Raw genomic sequence first — 15,360 nt, 5'->3', positions numbered from 1 at the left:
ACTTTGTATTTTACCAATAAGAAAAAAGTACATTCTCTTATGAATGTACCCTTTCTGTTTTTATAAGTTCTTTCATGTATTTCATTAAATCTGTTTTCAATTCTTCATGCTGAAGTGCCATCTCAATTGTAGTCTTAATAAAACCAAACTTCTCGCCAACATCATAACGAGTTCCTTCAAAGTCATACGCAAATACACGTTGAATTTCATTTAAACGTTGAATCGCATCTGTTAATTGAATCTCCCCACCAGCACCTGTTTGTTGATCCTCTAGAAACATAAAGATTTCTGGTGTTAACACATAACGACCCATAATTGCTAAATTTGATGGTGCTGTACCTTCTGCTGGTTTTTCTACAAATTGACGCACTTGATAACGACGTTCATTTTGTTCAACTGGATCGATAATACCGTAACGATGTGTTTCATTTTCAGGCACCGTTTGTACGCCTATAACAGACGATTGCGTTCCTTCATATTGATCCATTAGTTGTCTTAAACATGGTGTTTCTGCTTGGACAATATCATCACCAAGTAATACTGCAAATGGATCATTTCCAATAAATTTACGCGCACACCATACTGCGTGTCCTAAACCTTTTGGCTCTTTTTGTCTTATGTAATGGATGTTAATTTTTGAAGAAGCCTGTACTTTTTCAAGTACTTCTAATTTTCCTTTTTCAAGCAAAGTTTGTTCTAATTCAAAAGAATGATCAAAATGATCTTCAATCGCACGCTTTCCTTTTCCAGTCACAATAATAATATCTTCAATTCCTGATTCTATCGCTTCTTCTACTATGTATTGAATCGTCGGCTTATCAACGATCGGCAACATTTCTTTCGGCATCGCTTTCGTCGCTGGTAAAAATCTCGTCCCAAGACCAGCTGCTGGGATAATTGCTTTTCTTACTTTTTTCAATTGTAGTCCCCCTTATATCCTTTTATTTGTATGTAACAATAACAAAAACCCTACCTATAGGGTCATTCTTATAACTCCATAGGTAGAGTTTCTATCACAAATAAATTATGGGCATCTAACCCATCCTCACGCCATACTCCCGACGACAAGCGTCTAAGGTAGGTTCGAAATAAAAATTTCTACCCACAGCACGACCGAGTGCCTCCGTTGATAACGGTTAGGAGACATCACCTGTTCTTTATTTAAAAGATGCCAAACAACTTTTTACGACGAATTTGTTCTGGATCTTCTTTATAAATTGCTTTTCCGCTAATTATTAAATACGGATTCTCTCTTAAATCATCCATAACACTTGCACCGAATTCTTTCTCTATTAGTTCATAGCTTTCTGCTAGATAAAATCCTCTTGACGTTGTGTTGTGCGCGTCTGATGCGATCATATGCGTTAAATTATGTTCCACAAGCTGCAATGAAAATTTTTTGATTTTTTTACCAAACTTACCTAGTAAGCTTCCTGCTGTCACTTGTGTTAATGCACCTTTATTGACGAGGTTATATAACTTATCTGGCCGCTCGATTAACTCGGCATTACGTTCCGGATGAACGATAATTGGGATCATTCCTTTTACACGTAGTTCATACAATAGTTGTTCTGCATAACGAGGTACATGATTAGATGGAAATTCAATGAATATGTATTTGTTTGTTTCATTTAAAGTAACGATTTTACCCGCTTCATAGTCTTCTAATATGTCACCATATAACCTGACCTCTTGCCCCGGTAAAATGGTAAGTGGAATATTATGTTGTTGCAGTTCATCATTTAGTTGTTTTACTTGATGAATAATCGAGGTACGTTCATTTATATATTTTCCATTTTGATGATGCGGTGTTGCGACAATTGTATGAATACCTTCCTCTATTGCCTTCTGCGCCATCACTAAACTATCTGTTACTGTCTGTGCACCGTCATCGATACCAGGTAAAATGTGACAATGTAAATCTATCATTTGTTTCATCCTCCCTCTCTCATATAAATCTTTTTTCCCTTGAATATGAGACATCTCATATTCAAGGGAAAAAAGGAGATATGCTCCTGTCACATCTCACTCTTTTAATTAGTTTGCACCGTAATAATAATATAGACCTTGTTCACGTTCACGATCGTTCAGAACAACACCTAACAACTTACCTTTAGCCGATTCCAACAATCCTTTTGCCTTTACAGCTGATTCTTTCTCTGTCGATTCACTACGAACGACAAGAATAGAAGCATCACATACATTCGCCATGATTTGCGCATCTGTTACAGCTAAAATTGGCGGTAAATCAAAAATGACTAAATCGTACATACTGTATGCTTGTGCAAGAAGTTCTTGCATTGATTTTGACCCTAATAATTCTGCTGGATTTGGTGGGATTGGACCACAAGCTAAAAAGTGTAAATTATCAACTGATGTCGTTTGTACACATTTTTCTAAACGTTCACTATGTGTTAATACATTCGTTAATCCAAAAATATTATCTACTTGGAACATTTGATGCATCGCCGGTTTACGCATATCTGCATCAATTAATAATACTTTCTTTCCTTGTTGGGCAAACACAACCGCCATATTCGCTGTTGTCGTTGTTTTCCCTTCACTCGGGTTCGCAGAAGTTACCATTAATGAATGTAAATTCGTATCAACAGATGCAAATTCGATATTCGTTCGAATATTACGATATTGTTCTGAAATCGGTGATTTCGGTTGTTGATGAGCAATTAATTGACGACGTTGACGATGATTATTTTTCTTTTTAAATAAATTAAGAGCCAATTGTTTGTCCCCTCACTTTTCTTGATGATGGAGCGTGTGATTTCACGTTCATTGTTTCTTCATCCATACGAGCTACAATACCTAACACTGGTAAGCCAAGTAAGTTTTCTACATCTTCTTCTTTTTTAACTGTGTTATCTAAGTATTCTAGTAAGAATGCTAGACCAACTGAAGCCATTAAACCAACAACAAAGGCAATTACTACATTTAACATTGGACGTGGTTTAATTGGAGATTGATTTTCTGCAACTTCTGCTTTAGATAGTACTGTTACGTTATCAACGTTCATAATTTTTGCAACTTCACCTTTAAATACATCCGCAGTTGCATTGGCAATATCACGCGCAACTTTCGGATCTTTATCCTCAGCTGTAACAGAGATTACTTGTGAATCTTTTTCATTCGCAACATTAATCTTCTTTGTTAGATCCTGCGCTACCATATTTAAATTTAATTTTTCATTCACTTGATCTAAGATTACTGGACTTTTAATAATAACCTTATATGTATTCGTTAATTGAATATTCGTCTGAACTTCACCAGCTTGAAACATTGATCCCTCTTGTTTCTTCTGATTAACAAGAATTTGCGTCGAAGATTGATAGATTGGTGTCATGAAGAAGAAGCTAATGATAGCACTTACAATAGCTGCACCAAAGGCGATTACGAGGATCATTGCTAAACGTTTTTTTAAAATATGAAATAACTCTTTCAAACTAATTGTTTCTTCCATAAGTTCCTCCAACTTTCTAAAATTTGCACATAAGAAAAATTATAACATATAAATCTTACATTTTTTTATTTTAGTAATATCTATGTACGTTTCTTATTTAAAAACATATATAATCTTACAAAATAATCTTAAATATGACAACACATTCCATCAATTTGACAAAAATTCCATTATATCATTTTTTTCGTATAATACAATACAAAATTTTAAAACAATTCAAAAAAGCTAGCAAAAAAAATACTAGCTTTAAAAAAATACTATTTCATACATTATTTTCTAATAATATCCATATTGCTCGTGTTCTTCTCTTTTGTCATTTAATATAACACCAAGTAGCTTTCCGGATGCTTTATCTAATATTTGTTTTGCTTTTATTAGTTTATCTTTTTCTGTTTTTTCACTACGCGCTACTAATACAACTCCATCACATTTATTAGCGAGTATTTGTGCATCTGTAACGGCCAATACAGGTGGTGTATCAATCAAAACGATGTCAAACATCTTATATGCCTCTAGAAGTACTTCATCCATTTTACGATATCCAAGTAGCTCTGCTGGGTTTGGTGGGATTGGACCTGCTGACATAACATATACATTCTCTATGTCTGTTTTTTGAATACATTGCACAAATGATGCTTGTCCTGATAATAAATTCGTTAATCCATTTGGATTATGTGCAGCGAATAAATTTTGCAATGTTGGTTTACGTAAGTCAGCCCCAATTAACAATACTTTTTTCCCTTGTTGCCCAAAAACAACTGCTAGATTAGAAATAGTCGTTGTTTTCCCATCACCTGGATCTGCTGAAGTAACAATGATAGAACGAATATGGTTATCTACAGATGTAAATTCAATATTTGTACGGATATTACGGTATTGTTCCGCAATGCGTGATTTAGGCTCTTTATTTGTAATTAATTGTCTTAATGGCTTTCTTTTCTTTCTCCCGAACATGTTGTGGTCTCCTTTTTCAGAATACGTCATTTTCCCCTTTTTCTCTTTTATGCTCGATATGCTACGCCAATTTTTCATTTACTTCTACCGTTAAATTTCTCCATTACTTTCCTCTACAATTCATCATAACGAATCAGAATAACCTTTGTCCTATCCCACACCTTCTATAATGTGACAACGACATCTCTATTTTTATCGCGCTATCATTTATCTTAATTTCAAGATATTTATAGCGTCATTATATATGAACTTCCATTCATTTACAATAAAAATTCTGATTACTCTGCATTTTAATATTTCGAACAAAAAATACATTAATTAAAAAAATTCTTCTGCAATAGGCAGAAGAATTTTTTTAATTAACATCTATTCTTTTTTATCACCAATCGCAAATGTAATTTCAGCTTCACACGCAACTTCACCATCTACTGTTGCGATTGCTTTTCCTTTGCCGATTGGACCACGTACACGTGTCATTTCAACTTCTAGGCGAAGTTGATCACCTGGACGTACTTGTTTTTTGAAACGGCAATTGTCGATACCCGCGAAGAAAGCAAGTCTTCCACGGTTTTCTTCTTTCTTTAATACCGCAACTGCTCCGACTTGTGCCAATGCTTCTACAATAAGTACACCGGGCATCACTGCATAGTCAGGAAAGTGCCCGTTAAAAAATTCTTCGTTTGCGGATACATTTTTAATTCCAACCGCTCTTTTTCCTTCATCTACTTCTAATATTTTATCAACAAGTAAAAATGGATAGCGGTGAGGAATGATTTCTTTAATTTGTTCTATATTTAGCATATAACAATCGCCCCTTTTGTAATATTGGTCTTACCACTTGGACATATTGTTTATTATCCCATTTTGTTTATTGTTTGTCATTATAAAGTGAAACTTTAATATCTTCCCAGCTTTATATATAAAAAAATGCACACACTCTATTCCCTTAAAATAGCTGCATATACTTGCAACTGACACGGAGGTAGAAAAGAGTGTATGCCCAGATTAGGGAAAGGCAATATGTATTGAAACATTATTTGCCTTAATGTCGTATTCGACTCATTATATTATAAACGTTTTCAAATAAGGAAATATTAAATTTAACCATATATATGAATATTTTACCTGTTTTCTTCATTTTTCTCTATTTTTCTTCTATTTTCTCAATAAATCAAAATAAAATAAAAAAATAAAAGAATAAAAAAACAAAAAAGAACTACGGTTAACACCTTAGTTCTTCTCATCTTCCTGCTATTTGTGAGCTAATAATAAGTGGGGAATACCCCCACTTATTAAAGTTTCACTTTATCGTAAAGCACGCTTTGGCAATTTATCAATATTCTCTAACATAATACCTGTACCAACCGCAACACATTGCATTGGGTTTTCAGCAATTAATACTGGTACTTTTAGTTCTTCTGCTAGAAGCATGTCGATACCGTGTAGTAAAGCTCCACCGCCTGTTAGAATAACACCGCGGTCGATGATGTCCGCAGATAATTCTGGTGGTGTGCGCTCTAATACGCCTTTTGCAGCTTGTACAATGATAGCCGCGTCTTCTTTTAGTGCTTCTGTAATTTCTTCAGAGCATACTGTAATTGTACGCGGTAAGCCTGTTACCATGTCACGTCCACGAATTTCAAGCTCTTCGCTACGTGCACCTGGGAATACTGTACCAACTTTAATTTTAATATTTTCTGAAGTACGTTCTCCAATTAACAGCTTATACTTACGCTTAACATAGTTTAAGATCTCCATATCAAACTTATCGCCAGCCATTTTGATAGAGGAAGAGGTAACAATATCACCCATAGATAGTACAGCGATATCTGTTGTACCTCCACCAATATCAACAACCATGTTACCGCTTGGTTGGAAGATTTCCATACCAGCACCAACTGCGGCTACTTTTGGTTCTTCTTCTAAAAATACTGTTTTACCACCTGAACGTTCAGCAGCCTCACGAATTGCTTTTTGTTCTACTGATGTGATATTTGTTGGACAACAAATTAAAATACGAGGTTTTGAAAAGAAGCTCTTTACGTCCAATTTGTTAATGAAATACTTTAACATTGCTTCTGTAATTTCGAAATCTGCGATTACACCATCTTTAAGTGGACGAATTGCTACAATATTACCAGGCGTACGTCCCACCATACTTCTTGCTTCTTCACCTACTGCTAATACTTTACCTGTGTTACGATCAATTGCAACAACAGATGGCTCATTTAATACAATACCCTTACCTTTAACATGGATTAATACGTTAGCCGTACCTAGGTCAATTCCGATATCTCGCGCAAACATTCCCGTTTTTTCCTCCTCGATATTCAAAATCAGGTTATACCCGAATTCTTTTACACCTAATTTCTGATTTTATCATAAATTTAACAGAAACGTAATATTCGCAAAAAGAATTCTTCTGAAAAATATTACCGAATTGACACGGAATGTTTGCGATCGCATATTTATTGACGGACCGGCTTTTCTACATCTTCTTTTCTATACTTTTGCTTTGTTGCTTCTCCGCCTCTTAAATGACGAATAGACTTATGATAATCAAGAATTTCTTTCACTTCATTTGCGAGCTCTGGATTAATTTCTGGTAGACGTTCCGTTAAATCTTTATGGACTGTACTCTTTGATACCCCAAATTCCTTTGCAATGACACGCACTGTCTTTCTTGTCTCCACGATATACTTACCAATCTTGATAGTTCTCTCTTTGATGTAATCGTGCACACCACTCGCCTCCCTAAATTGGATGTGAGAAGGGTGAAATGAGCCTCGCTGCATATGACTAAGAAGTAAGTGTGAGTGCTGTTTGTAAGCGTTAAACATTCTTGGATTTATAATGAAATGATTCACGATTTCTCACCTCAAACACTCTCTTTGCTTTGGTTTATACCATTGTATTGCCCGCACTACTGATATATGCTACATGTTCACTATTTTTGCGGACTAAGTTAAGAAAAATTACATTTTTTTGTGAGAAATACGTTAACAGTGACTATTTTGGCGAAAAAAAAATGACACCTTATATATAAGGCGTCATTCTTCTCGTTCCAATTCTTCTTCTAATAACTGATGGTGGGGAACCTCTTTCTTACCAGCAATGTAATAATATAAAGTGAATAAAACAAACAATAAAATAATAGCAGTCGACAGAACAAACAAAAATGACACAGTATCCCCTCCCTTTTGTAATATATATTCGAGAATCTCGTCATTTTTCCTTGTTATTGCAACTTTTTTCTCGAAATTGAGTATTTTTATATAAAAGTAAAAAATCAGCTCTCCTAGTGAGAACTGATTTTTCCACTTTTTTATTCTTGTGAAGAAGAACTGTTAGATGATTCTGTAGAACCATTTGTTGATTTTTCTTCTTTCTTCGGTTCTTCTTTTTTGTCACTAGTCGAACCGCTAGTTGATTTCTCTTCTTTTTGAGACTTATCTTCTGTTTTACTTTCTGGTTTCGTGCTCGTTGACTTTTCTTCTTTTTGAGATTTGTCATCAGCTTTTTTACCAGAAGCGTTCGTTGCTTTTGCAGCACCTGCATCAGCTTTAATTTCGGCTACTGATTTATTTAAGTAGCGTTCAGGGTTCACAGCCACATTGTCTTTACGTACTTCAAAATGAACGTGAGAACCTGCTTCTTTATTCATTGCACTTAGACCGGATTTTCCTAATACTTCACCTTGTGCAACTCGTGCACCTTTTTCTACTTTTACACTGCCTAAGCTTTGATAAGAAGCTGCTACACCATTTCCGCTATCAACTGTTACAACATAACCAAGAAGTGAATCTTTTTCAGCTTTCGTTACTGTACCACTTAAAGCAGCAGCTACATTAAATTCTTTTCCATTCTTCGCAGCAATGTCGATTCCTTTATTCGGGGAATATGTGTTGTTATAAAAGACAAGTGCTTTTTCTTGTTCCGCCTCAGTTGCTGCATCTTCATAGAACTTCTTCTGTACGACTACTTCCACACTCGCGGCCGCTGGCATTTTCACTACTTCTGAAGATTTCGTTACTGGTACTGCTGGATCTTCCGATTGTGTATACGGTGTTGCTTGATCTTGGTTCGGAGTCTTCTTCGGATTAGCTCCTTGAAACCATAGCGCAACCATTAAAATTACCGCTGCACAAGCAATGTATAGTGCCGGAAACACCCATCTTTTTTGAAATAAATGTACTACCTTTTGCGACTTTTTATTGTTTCTTCCTCGCATTCCATCATCACCTCAGCAATCATTTTGAACAATATTCACGTATCCTATACAACCTATAACTAATTACTTTTCGACAAAATCTGTAAAAATATGTATAGGAATTGTAAGATTTCCGAGGAAATGATTGAAAAAAGAAAAAACTGAGCGTTTCAGCTCAGTTTTTAGTCCATTTGTTTCTTTTTGTAAACTACAATACAAAGAATAATTGAAAGCACACACCAAATTATAATATTGATTAAATCACCACTAACAGTTGAAAATCCTTTTCCAGCCAGCAATTTCGGCATTGCATCCGCAAGATGCTTCGTTGGAAGGAAATCGATTGCCTTTTTTACAAACTCGCTTTTAATAAATCCGCCTAACATTGGAGCTAGAAGAAAAACAAATAGAATCGGCATACCTACTACTGATGTTGACGCCGTTGTTTTAGCTATTAATCCAATCGCCGTACCTAACATAAGGAAGAAAAATATACTGACAAGTAAAAATAGAGCGATTAAAACCATATTGCCCTTTATTACACCTAAAATAGCAAAGTTACTAATACAAATTACAAATGTGATAAGAGCTGTTAATGTACTTTTTCCTAGTAACACTTCTAACGATGATGCTGGCGATAGCATCATTACACGTAGCGTGTGTTTTTCTTTTTCTTCCGCAATTAAAGCTGCTTGAACAAAACTTCCTACCATCGTTAAAGCCATTAAAGTTACCATATTAGCTATTTGTTCTTTGGGTCCATCCATCTGTTGATAAACAAAAGAAAATACAAGTGGCATTGCCGCCATTACGAGCACAGATGCATTTGCTTTAATATCCTGTACCTCTTTCCGAAAAATAGCTGAAAATCGTCTCATTGAAAATATCATTATAATCCCCTCCCAGTAACTTCAATAAAGATATCGCCTAGCGTTGGTTCATGTGAATGAATCGATAGTAATTCACCTTTTTTCATCCATTCTGAAATACGTTTTGCACCTAATTCATCTTTTTGTACGATTTCTTTTTGCTTATCTTTTAATACGACTTGTATTTGATCTTTCGCGTATTGTAAGCGAAGGTTTTCTGGTGTATCAAGCGCTACAATTGCTCCGCCGCACAGAAAGGCAATGCGGTTACAAAGCGTCTCTGCTTCTTCCATATTGTGAGTCGTTAAGAAAATTGTCGTTCCTTCTTTATTTAAATCTTTTAAGACTTTATGAATGTTTTGTACGTTAACTGGATCTAGTGCGGATGTTGGTTCGTCTAAGAAGAGGATATCTGGTTTATGAAGGATTGCTCTTGCTAGTGTGACACGCTGCCTCATTCCTTTTGATAGTTTCTTTACTAATGTTTTCTTATCATCTATTAAGTTCACTTGTGCTAACACTTCATCAATTCGCTCTTTTTTACAATCATATAGGTCACAAAATAATAGTAAGTTATCATAAATGCTAAGTCTCTCATATAAACCGCTGTTGTCTGTTAAAATACCAATTCGTTTATAATCAATGCTGCTTGGTCCTGTAATATCTTTTCCTAGTACCCTTACCGTTCCAACGCTATGAAGTAATTGAGAAGTTAAAATCTTTACTGTTGTCGTTTTTCCTGATCCACTCGGTCCGAGGAATCCAAAAATTTCTCCTTGCTTCACTTCAATATTTACATTTCGAAGTGCTGTTTTTTCGTTGAAACTTTTCATTACATCTTTCATTTCAATTGCCAATGTCATCTCGTTATCCCCTTTGTTTTTTCTTTTATAGATGAAAGTCGCTTTAGCGCTTTTCGTTTATTTGTTTCGCTTTTCTTGACTCAATCATATGAAAAACAAAGAGGTTACGCAGTAAAATACCGGTAAAAGGAGTATTTTTACCGGTGAATGAATCGTATTTTGAGCTTATTGGAGCAATTTTTATAGCCCAATCACACCTTTTAATTCATCCATTCGTCCTTTTGAAAGCGGGATTGAACTTTTTCTTTCGTCATCCAAAATTAAACTGAAGCTATTACGAGTCCACGTAATGACTTCTCGTACTCTTTGTAAATTCACAAGGTACGAGCGATGACATCTAAAGAACCCGAATCCTGTTAATCTCGCTTCTAGTTCACTTAACGTTAATGCACATACGAAATCACCTTCGCGTACATGAATATGTGTCACTCCGTTTTGCGTTTCAATGAAATGAATTTCCATCGGATCAAGTAAAATGATTTTATCGTTCACTTTCGCTGGAATTCTTTCAAGTTTCATTTGCGGAATCATTTGAACAACCTTTTCTTCATCCATCTCTTCCACTTCTTCTTGTTCGATTTCTATTTTTTTCACACCTTCATTGTTTAATATGTATACATCTTCTGTTAATGAAAGGGCGTCTGATAAAAAGGATGACGTAATAAAAATTGCTTTTCCTTGCTCTTTCATTTTCATAATTGATTTTCGAATAATAATCGTGCTCTCTGTATCTACATTTTGCTCCGGCTCTTCCAAAATAACTAAATCCGGATTATGAATCATAACTCGCCCAATATGAAGGCGACGTTTCTCTGAAAATGATAATTTCTCTATTTTAACGTTTAACTTATCTAAGAGACCGACATATTGTACTACTTCTTCCGTGCTCATATTTGATCCATACAGCCCTATTAAGAACTTAAAGTATTCCTTTACCTTCAAACGTTCGTATGCTTCATCTTTCAAAAAACAAAAGCCAATGCGAGAATAATTTTTCTTTCCAATCGATTCTCCCTCAAATAGCACGTTGCCAGTTGAAGCTTCTTCCTCACCAATAATAATGCGGTGCAACACTTTAGCTGTATGGTTATTGCATTGCAAAACAACACATTGTCCTTGCTCAACCTTCAGTTCAACTGCTGGTAACTGGTTCGTTTTTCCTAACTGTCTCAACTCCAATAACGCCATTCTGTCTCCCCCAAATACTTTTTATCCTATTATACCAAACAATTAATGGAAGATTTAGATATTTTATGAAGTACCATAAAAAGAAGGCTATCCAACTGAAAGGATAGCCTTCTTCTCTAGTTTTGCTCTACCATATACGTCTTGAGCTGATCACGCAGCGCTCGTTTTAAAAACTTCCCTACAGATGTTTTCGGAATTTCGTTTACAAATACATCCTTCCAAATCGACCGTGACAATGTCTCCTGTATGGAGCTAGCCACCTTTCATTGATTCTTCTGTACGCTCACCCTTATAATAGCTCCCAGCGATCCACGGACCCCTTAAACAGAGTTCTGCCATCGCTGAACATGGACGATTTTTTTAATATATCAACGATTAACCAAAGACTATCGACTTAACTACAAAATGCGACAGAGATAACCTATTTACTAACAAAAGAAAAACCGTCCCAATATACCTCTTGGGACGGTTTATTCTGTACCTTACTTCTTCACCATTAACTTTCCTTCATAATCATTCATCGACTTTATTTCGACACCCTTATAATAATGAGCAACGATATCTGTATATTTTTTACCTTCCGCTGCCATGCCATTTGCTCCGTATTGGCTCATGCCAACGCCGTGGCCGAAGCCTTTCGTTGTAACAATGATTTTATCTCCATCTTGTTTCCACGTGAAGTCAGAAGAGCGTAAATCTAATTTTTCACGCACTTCTTTTCCTGTTAATGTTTTCCCCTGAAATGCTACGTCTTTTACTCGCTTTCCTTCCGTAAGATCTTTAATATTTCCAACCTTTCCGTCTGCTAGCACTTTCACACCGAGACGTTTTTGGAAGTCAGCTACTGTAAATGTTTGCTCGCTCGTAAATTTCGGAGAAGCTTGATCCCACGGACTATCTACGCTCTTTAAGTACGGATAATCATTTCCCCAGTAATCAGCCGCATTTTCTGTCCGTCCATTACTCGTTGAGAAGAAGGATGCTGAGATTGGTTTTCCATCGTATGTTAAAACTTGTCCTGCGGTTTTCGAAACGGCTTCTTCGATTTTCTTCAAATTATTTTCGTAGTTATTACCCCATTGTTTCTTCAATTCTTCTTTACTTTTGTACACTTGATCTTTCACCGTATCTGTCACGTCCGCATTGTTTTTCTTTCCTCCACTTAGCATACGCTGCACCACAAATGTTCTCGCTGCTAATGCCTGCGCCTTTAGCGCCTCTATTTCAAAACTGGCATTCATCTCAGAAGCTACTACACCGGTCACATACTCCTCCATAGGTAATGTATCTACCTTTTTCTGTTTCTCACGATATACAGCAACTTGCACCGCTGTATCCACTTTCCCTGGAGCTGGTATACTTTCTATTGCTGGAGGAGTTTTAGAAGCTGCTTCTTCCCCTACCTTTGCTTTCGCAAACGGAATAACAAGAGCAGCAGGTACAATGATAACGAGCGCTATGAGAAGCGCTACTGTGATGAAAAGTGGCTTTGAAAATTTCATCTTATTTCCCCCAATATGAAAAAGCTTTACTCCATTCATTCTTATGGAACAACTCTTTCTTTTAGAACATACTTAAGGGGAACCAGCTAAAACGGAAATTTTCTAAATATTTTCACTGGTACGTGCATAAGTATAGAATTTATTGACTATAACAGTAATAACCCAAAAAAATAGCCCCTACGTCAAAAGACGTAGAGACTATTTCAATTAAGCGTGAAGATCAGAAACTTCTTGTTCTTTCACTTCTTCTACTTGTTCGTTTACACGTTCAATAGTTGCACCTAATGCAGCTAATTTCTTATGGAAATCTACATAACCACGGTCAAGATGCTTTAATTCAGTTACACGAGTGTAACCTTCAGATACTAAACCAGCTAAGATTAATGCAGCAGCAGCACGTAAATCAGTTGCGCCTACTTCAGCACCTTGTAAGCTGTTTGGACCGTTCATAATAACAGAACGACCTTCGATTTTAATATCAGCATTCATACGACGGAATTCTTCAACGTGCATAAAGCGGTTTTCGAATACCGTTTCTGTAATCATACTTGTTCCATCAGCTTGTAGTAATAATGCCATCATTTGTGATTGCATGTCTGTTGGGAAACCTGGGTGAGGCATAGTTTTAATATCAACCGCTTTTAACTTATCTGGGCCGATAACACGTACACCTTCATTTTCCTCAATAACTTTAACACCCATTTCTTCCATTTTCGCTGTAATTGAGCGTAAATGTTCAGGTACAGCATTTTCAATTAAGATGTCTCCACCAGTAATTGCCGCTGCAACCATGAATGTTCCCGCTTCAATACGGTCAGGAATAATAGAGTGGTTTCCACCATATAATTTATCAACGCCTTCGATACGAATCGTTCCAGTTCCAGCTCCGCGTACTTTCGCTCCCATCGCATTTAAGAAGTTAGCTAAGTCAACGATTTCTGGTTCTTTCGCTGCGTTTTCAAGGATTGTTGTCCCTTTTGCTAATGTAGCTGCAGACATAATGTTTTCTGTCGCGCCCACGCTTGGGAAGTCTAAATAAATTTTAGCTCCTTTTAGTTCTCCCTCAACGTATGCCTCAACAAAACCATTACCAACCTGTACTTTTGCTCCCATTGCTTCGAAACCTTTTAAATGTTGGTCAATTGGACGTGAACCAATTGCACATCCACCAGGAAGTGCAATACGAGCACGACCGTTACGCGCAAGTAATGGTCCCATTACTTGAACAGATGCACGCATTTTACGTACATATTCAAATGGTGCTTCGATGTTTAGTTCTTTAGAAGCATCGATTGTTACTTGGTTATTTTCAAATACGACTTCAGCATTTAAATGACGTAATACCTCATTAATTGTGTATACATCAGACAAAACTGGTACTTCAGATAGTACATTCTTTCCATCACTCGCTAATAGGGCTGCAGCGATTATAGGTAATACAGCATTTTTTGCGCCCTCAACACGCACTGTGCCGTTTAACCGCTTTCCGCCACGGACGATGATCTTTTCCAAATTATTCCCCTCCGTGTCCTTTTTTCAGTATCTATTCACTCAATACTCAGAAGTTATGATCGGTGTGCCAACCACAATTGTATCTTTGTTGTCTGTAGAACGTATTGCTATTTGCACATTTATTTTCTCTCTATTTGTTGAAAGAGCGTCATCCCACTTTTTATTGTATGCGGAGACTGACACAAATGCTCTTTCTTCTATCTGTTCGATCGCTCTTGCTGAAAGATCTTTCAAAACCTGATTGGTTTTATTTTGCAAAACACCTTCAATCTTATCATTCAGTACACCTCGAACACAAGTGTAAATTATAGGTTTTTCACTAAAAATTTTATTTGTTTTCTGAATGTACTTCGGGTCCCATTTCGCCCCACTTACTTCAAAAATAATGAAAGTGTTTTCTTTAGTATTTTCCTTACTCCATGTTACTACTACTCGTTCTTCATAAGAAGAAAACTTTTTATAGGATGTAGCTTTATATCCATCTGGAGATTGCTCTAATTCCCACTTTTGAATATTCGCCTTGTCCTTCACATCGTTTAACAACTTTTGAAACGTATGTATATTAGAAATTGTTTTTGTTTCTCGCGCTAACCATGACCACTTCTCTACTTTAGCATTATTTTTCTCTAAAGTTGCAATCATGCTCTCCATTTTTTGTTCATCGCTGATTGGTTTCATTTCTCTATATCCAACCAAAAATAAAACAACACTTATCACAACAATAAGAATGGCTTTAAGCTTCAATTTCATCCCCTCCTATCCCCATTGTTAACGGAGATATGAGGTTCTA

General features: G+C 36.1%; 16 protein-coding genes and 1 pseudogene. All 17 read right to left on the bottom strand.

Features of this window, described 5'->3' with window-relative positions:
- Positions 1 to 37: 37 nt before the first annotated feature.
- Entirely contained in the window at positions 38 to 919 is an 882-nt protein-coding gene (gene bpsC, locus ACUN28_RS02730; RefSeq protein ID WP_445423333.1) for a UTP--glucose-1-phosphate uridylyltransferase BpsC, read from the bottom strand.
- Between the two features lie 242 nt (positions 920 to 1,161).
- Complete coding sequence (locus ACUN28_RS02725; RefSeq protein WP_445423332.1) at positions 1,162 to 1,929, bottom strand: tyrosine-protein phosphatase; 768 nt, start codon at positions 1,927 to 1,929, stop codon at positions 1,162 to 1,164.
- A gap of 108 nt (positions 1,930 to 2,037) precedes the next feature.
- Positions 2,038 to 2,739, bottom strand: a complete 702-nt coding sequence (locus ACUN28_RS02720) for a CpsD/CapB family tyrosine-protein kinase (RefSeq protein ID WP_097817057.1) — start codon at positions 2,737 to 2,739, stop codon at positions 2,038 to 2,040.
- Positions 2,729 to 3,472: a YveK family protein gene (locus tag ACUN28_RS02715; protein ID WP_097817058.1), complete on the bottom strand. Its 744-nt coding sequence runs from the start codon at positions 3,470 to 3,472 to the stop codon at positions 2,729 to 2,731. The genes ACUN28_RS02720 and ACUN28_RS02715 overlap by 11 nt, the downstream gene beginning before the upstream one ends.
- 276 nt (positions 3,473 to 3,748) lie before the next feature.
- Positions 3,749 to 4,426: a CpsD/CapB family tyrosine-protein kinase gene (locus ACUN28_RS02710; protein WP_061679408.1), complete on the bottom strand. Its 678-nt coding sequence runs from the start codon at positions 4,424 to 4,426 to the stop codon at positions 3,749 to 3,751.
- A 366-nt stretch (positions 4,427 to 4,792) separates the two neighbouring features.
- Positions 4,793 to 5,227: a 3-hydroxyacyl-ACP dehydratase FabZ gene (gene fabZ, locus ACUN28_RS02705; protein WP_000931959.1), complete on the bottom strand. Its 435-nt coding sequence runs from the start codon at positions 5,225 to 5,227 to the stop codon at positions 4,793 to 4,795.
- A 504-nt stretch (positions 5,228 to 5,731) separates the two neighbouring features.
- Complete coding sequence (locus ACUN28_RS02700; RefSeq protein ID WP_000457990.1) at positions 5,732 to 6,733, bottom strand: rod shape-determining protein; 1,002 nt, start codon at positions 6,731 to 6,733, stop codon at positions 5,732 to 5,734.
- Positions 6,734 to 6,894: 161 nt separating this feature from the next.
- Positions 6,895 to 7,167, bottom strand: a complete 273-nt coding sequence (gene spoIIID / locus ACUN28_RS02695; protein ID WP_000544012.1) for a sporulation transcriptional regulator SpoIIID — start codon at positions 7,165 to 7,167, stop codon at positions 6,895 to 6,897.
- A gap of 309 nt (positions 7,168 to 7,476) precedes the next feature.
- Entirely contained in the window at positions 7,477 to 7,611 is a 135-nt protein-coding gene (locus tag ACUN28_RS02690; RefSeq protein ID WP_000008903.1) for a hypothetical protein, read from the bottom strand.
- 140 nt (positions 7,612 to 7,751) lie between these two features.
- A complete protein-coding gene (locus ACUN28_RS02685) occupies positions 7,752 to 8,657 on the bottom strand; it encodes a M23 family metallopeptidase (protein WP_098324538.1) in 906 nt (301 codons plus the stop codon).
- 161 nt (positions 8,658 to 8,818) lie between these two features.
- Positions 8,819 to 9,526, bottom strand: coding sequence for an ABC transporter permease (locus tag ACUN28_RS02680; protein WP_087959193.1), 708 nt, complete (start codon positions 9,524 to 9,526; stop codon positions 8,819 to 8,821).
- Positions 9,526 to 10,368, bottom strand: coding sequence for an ABC transporter ATP-binding protein (locus ACUN28_RS02675; protein ID WP_097817060.1), 843 nt, complete (start codon positions 10,366 to 10,368; stop codon positions 9,526 to 9,528). Before ACUN28_RS02675 ends, ACUN28_RS02680 begins: the two co-directional genes overlap by 1 nt.
- 180 nt (positions 10,369 to 10,548) lie before the next feature.
- Positions 10,549 to 11,556 carry a LytTR family transcriptional regulator DNA-binding domain-containing protein gene (locus ACUN28_RS02670; protein WP_097863794.1) on the bottom strand — a complete coding sequence of 336 codons (1,008 nt, stop codon included), beginning with the start codon at positions 11,554 to 11,556 and terminating at the stop codon, positions 10,549 to 10,551.
- 116 nt (positions 11,557 to 11,672) lie between these two features.
- Positions 11,673 to 11,895: pseudogene (locus tag ACUN28_RS02665) on the bottom strand (hypothetical protein); the annotation flags it as partial.
- Positions 11,896 to 12,038: 143 nt separating this feature from the next.
- Positions 12,039 to 13,058, bottom strand: coding sequence for a stage II sporulation protein D (spoIID, locus tag ACUN28_RS02660; RefSeq protein ID WP_061679414.1), 1,020 nt, complete (start codon positions 13,056 to 13,058; stop codon positions 12,039 to 12,041).
- Between the two features lie 207 nt (positions 13,059 to 13,265).
- Positions 13,266 to 14,570: a UDP-N-acetylglucosamine 1-carboxyvinyltransferase gene (gene murA / locus ACUN28_RS02655; protein WP_061679415.1), complete on the bottom strand. Its 1,305-nt coding sequence runs from the start codon at positions 14,568 to 14,570 to the stop codon at positions 13,266 to 13,268.
- Between the two features lie 39 nt (positions 14,571 to 14,609).
- Complete coding sequence (locus tag ACUN28_RS02650) at positions 14,610 to 15,314, bottom strand: YwmB family TATA-box binding protein (RefSeq protein WP_445423331.1); 705 nt, start codon at positions 15,312 to 15,314, stop codon at positions 14,610 to 14,612.
- Positions 15,315 to 15,360 lie beyond the last annotated feature (46 nt).

The organism is Bacillus sp. WC2507, assembly GCF_052656125.1.
The sequence above is the reverse complement of the archived record's forward strand: the minus strand, read 5'-3'. Positions and strand labels throughout refer to the sequence as shown.